Source organism: Candidatus Protofrankia californiensis (assembly GCF_900634765.1).
Classification (GTDB): Bacteria; Actinomycetota; Actinomycetes; order Frankiales; family Frankiaceae; genus Protofrankia; species Protofrankia californiensis.
Genome location: NZ_CAAAFT010000433.1, coordinates 1 through 3,457 on the forward strand (window position 1 = coordinate 1; position 3,457 = coordinate 3,457).

General features: G+C 68.4%; 4 protein-coding genes. All 4 read right to left on the bottom strand.

Features of this window, described 5'->3' with window-relative positions; all coding sequences use genetic code 11:
- Nucleotides 1–506: N5-glutamine methyltransferase family protein (locus DD1DGNOD_RS22395; protein ID WP_430827855.1), on the bottom strand; the 506-nt coding region annotated here is incomplete at its 3' end.
- Nucleotides 503–1,573: a peptide chain release factor 1 gene (gene prfA, locus DD1DGNOD_RS22400; protein ID WP_131768437.1), complete on the bottom strand. Its 1,071-nt coding sequence runs from the start codon at nucleotides 1,571–1,573 to the stop codon at nucleotides 503–505. The genes prfA and DD1DGNOD_RS22395, both read right to left, overlap by 4 nt.
- Nucleotides 1,574–1,730: 157 nt before the next feature.
- Nucleotides 1,731–1,970 carry a 50S ribosomal protein L31 gene (gene rpmE, locus DD1DGNOD_RS22405; protein WP_131768438.1) on the bottom strand — a complete coding sequence of 80 codons (240 nt, stop codon included), beginning with the start codon at nucleotides 1,968–1,970 and terminating at the stop codon, nucleotides 1,731–1,733.
- A 145-nt stretch (nucleotides 1,971–2,115) separates the two neighbouring features.
- Nucleotides 2,116–3,457: transcription termination factor Rho (gene rho, locus DD1DGNOD_RS22410; RefSeq protein ID WP_131770986.1), on the bottom strand; the 1,342-nt coding region annotated here is incomplete at its 5' end.

Below are 3,457 nucleotides of genomic sequence, written 5' to 3' on the forward strand. Positions count from 1 at the left end.
AGCGCAAGGGCGATCGCGCCGGAACCGGTGCACAGATCCACACAGATCGGCCTGTCCCACCCGGCCGCGCGAGCGGTGTCGATGGCCCACCCGACCACCATCTCGGTCTCCGGCCGGGGCACGAACACACCGTGACCAACAGCAAGGGTGAGATACCGGAATCCGACAGTGCCCACCAGGTGCTGCAAGGGCACTCTGGCAGCCCGGCGGGCCACCAGGTCGTGAAACCAGTCCCGGTCGGCCGGGGCCATCGTGCCCGTCAATGCCAGCCGCCAGCGGGGCTCCCCGGTGGCATGGGCGGCAAGCTGCTCGGCATCCGACCGGGGGCTGGCGACCCCCGCCGCGGACAGCACGGCGACCGCCTCGTCGATCTCAGCCCGCAGGTCCGGGCCAAGGTCGGTGCCCGGAGTCGAGCCTGGAGTGTGCGGGGGGTGTGCCGAACGTGTCCGTGAGCCTGTACGGGCGTCCCTGCCCAGGCGGGCCTTCCCGGCCGCGGCGGAGGTCACGTCACCGCCTCGGCCGAAAGCCTTGCCTGCAGATCCGCCGCAACCAGCGCGTTGAGGACGTCATCGAGCTCACCGTCGAGAACCTGGTCAAGGTTGTACGCCTTGTAGCCGACCCGGTGGTCACTGATCCGGTTCTCGGCGAAGTTGTAGGTACGGACGCGTTCGGAGCGGTCCACCGTGCGGACCTGACTTGCCCGCGCCGCCGACGCCTCGGCCTGCGCCCGTTCACGGGCTGCCGACAGCAGTCGGGCCCGCAGGATACGCAGGGCCGACTCCTTGTTCTGCAGCTGGCTCTTCTCGTTCTGGCAGGAGACGACCAGCCCGCTGGGCAGGTGGGTGATCCGCACAGCCGAATCCGTCGTGTTGACGCTCTGCCCTCCGGGACCGGAGGAGCGGTACACGTCGATCCGCAGGTCGTTGGGGTCGATGTCGACCTCGACATCCGCCGCCTCGGGCAGCACCAGGACACCGGCTGCCGAGGTGTGGATGCGGCCCGCCGACTCGGTGACCGGAACCCGCTGCACCCGGTGGACGCCGCCTTCGAAGCGCAACCGCCCGAAGACTCCTTCCGACGCCGCCCGGCCGGCCTTCACCGCCACGCTCACGTCTCGGTACCCGCCGAGGTCGCTGGGGTTCGCATCAAGGATCTCGGTCCGCCAGCCACGCCGTTCGGCGTAACGCAGGTACATCCGCAGAAGGTCACCGGCGAACAGGGCCGACTCCTCACCGCCCGCGCCCGCCTTGATCTCCAGAATCGCGTCCCGGGCATCGTCCGGGTCGACGGGCACCAGATGGGCGCGCAGCCGGTCCCGCAAAACCTCCTGCGCGGCCTCCAGTTCCGCGACCTCCACGCGGAACGAGGCGTCCTCGGCGGCGAACTCGCGGGCTGTCGCAAGATCCGCGGCGACCCGATCCAGCTCGCGGGCGGTCTCCACGGCCGGGGTCAGTTCCGCATACCGGCGACCGAGACTGCGTGCCAGCGTCGGGTCGGCGTGCACCGACGGATCGGCCAGACGACTCTCCAACTCGGCGTGCTCGGTGAGCAGAGCGTCGAGTGGAGTGGTCATTTCGGGTGTCTCCTGGTCCTGGGGCGTTCGATCAGCGAGCGGCGCCGGGTGTCACGAGCCGGACAGCGCTGTTCTCGGGCGCTCTCAACGTCGAACTGTAGGCGCGACCGGGACGGCGCCCGTGCCGCCACCGGTACGGCACGGGCGCGTCAGCGCGCTACCTGGCTGTGCTTCCAGGCTTGTCGCCGGGACGGCGGCGACCGAAACGCCGTTCGAACTTCTCGACCCGGCCACCGACGTCAAGAATCTTCTGCTTGCCGGTGTAGAACGGATGGCACTGTGAGCACACCTCTGCGTTGATCACGCTGTCCGACTTGGTGCTACGGGTCGTGAACGTGGAACCACAGGTACAGATGACCGTGGTCTCCTGGTACGTCGGATGAATGTCAGCCCTCATGATCCTTCTTCCCGAAGTGGCCGCCGGGTCGCCCTACCCTGCGAACGAGGGCGTGAACCGGTGCCGGGTGTCGACGGTCCAGTCTGCCAGAGTCGGGCGCGCCCCCGGACGGGCGCCGCACGAGCACCGCAGAGGCCGTGCGCGATCAGTCCTGTCCCGGCGTGGTCTTCGCGATCTGCATCAGGAACTCGTAGTTCGTCCGCGTCTGCTTCAACCTGTCCAGCAGAAGATCCAACGCCTGCTGGGACTCCAGGGTGTGCAGGACTCGGCGCAGCTTATGCATGATCACGATCTCGTCGGGCGCGAGCAGGATCTCCTCCCGGCGGGTTCCGGAGGGGTTGACGTCGATCGCAGGGAAGACCCGCTTGTCGGCGATCTTACGGTCGAGCTTGAGCTCGGCGTTGCCGGTGCCCTTGAACTCCTCGAAGATCACCGTGTCCATCGTCGAGCCCGTCTCCACCAGAGCCGTGGCGATGATGGTCAACGACCCGCCGTTCTCGATGTTCCTGGCGGCACCGAGGAACCGCTTCGGCGGGTAGAGCGCGGTGGAGTCCACACCACCGGAGAGGATCCGGCCGGACGCCGGTGCGGCCAGGTTGTACGCCCGGCCGAGACGGGTGATCGAGTCGAGCAGCACGATGACGTCCTCACCCAGCTCCACCAGCCTCTTGGCTCGTTCGATAGACAGCTCGGCGACGCTGGTGTGGTCCGACGGCGGCCGGTCGAACGTCGAGGCGATCACCTCGCCCTTGACCGACCGCTGCATGTCGGTCACCTCTTCAGGGCGTTCGTCGACGAGAACGACCATCAGGTGGCATTCCGGGTTGTTCGTGGTGATCGCATTCGCGATGGCCTGCAGCACCATCGTCTTGCCCGCCTTGGGCGGGCTGACAATCAGCGCGCGCTGGCCCTTTCCGAGCGGCATCACCAGGTCGATGACCCGGGTCGTCAGCAGCTGTGGTTCGGTCTCCAGGCGCAACCGCTCCTGCGGGTAGAGCGGAGTGAGCTTGGTGAACTCGGGACGGTTGCGCGCCTCGTCCGGCTCAAGTCCGTTGACCGTGTCCAGCCGGACCAGCGCGTTGTACTTGTCCCGCCGCTGCTCGCCCTCCTGTGGTGCCCGGACGACCCCGGTGATCGCGTCTCCGCGGCGCAGGCCGTGCCTGCGAACCTGGGCAAGGCTCACGTAGACGTCGGTCGGGCCGGTCAGGTAGCCACTGGTGCGCACGAACGCGTAGTTGTCGAGGACGTCGAGGATGCCGGCAACCGGCACGAGCACGTCGTCCTCGCGGACCACCGGCTCGGCCTCGGTGAATCCACCACCCTGGCGGCCACGGTTACGGCCGCGCTCACGGAAGCGACCGCGGTTACGCCGGTTTCCCCCACCGAAGTCGTCGTCACGGCCCGAGTCACTCCGGTCGGACTGGCTCCGCTCGGACTGACCCCGGTCGGACTGGCTCCGGTCGGACTGGCTCCGGTCGGACTGACCC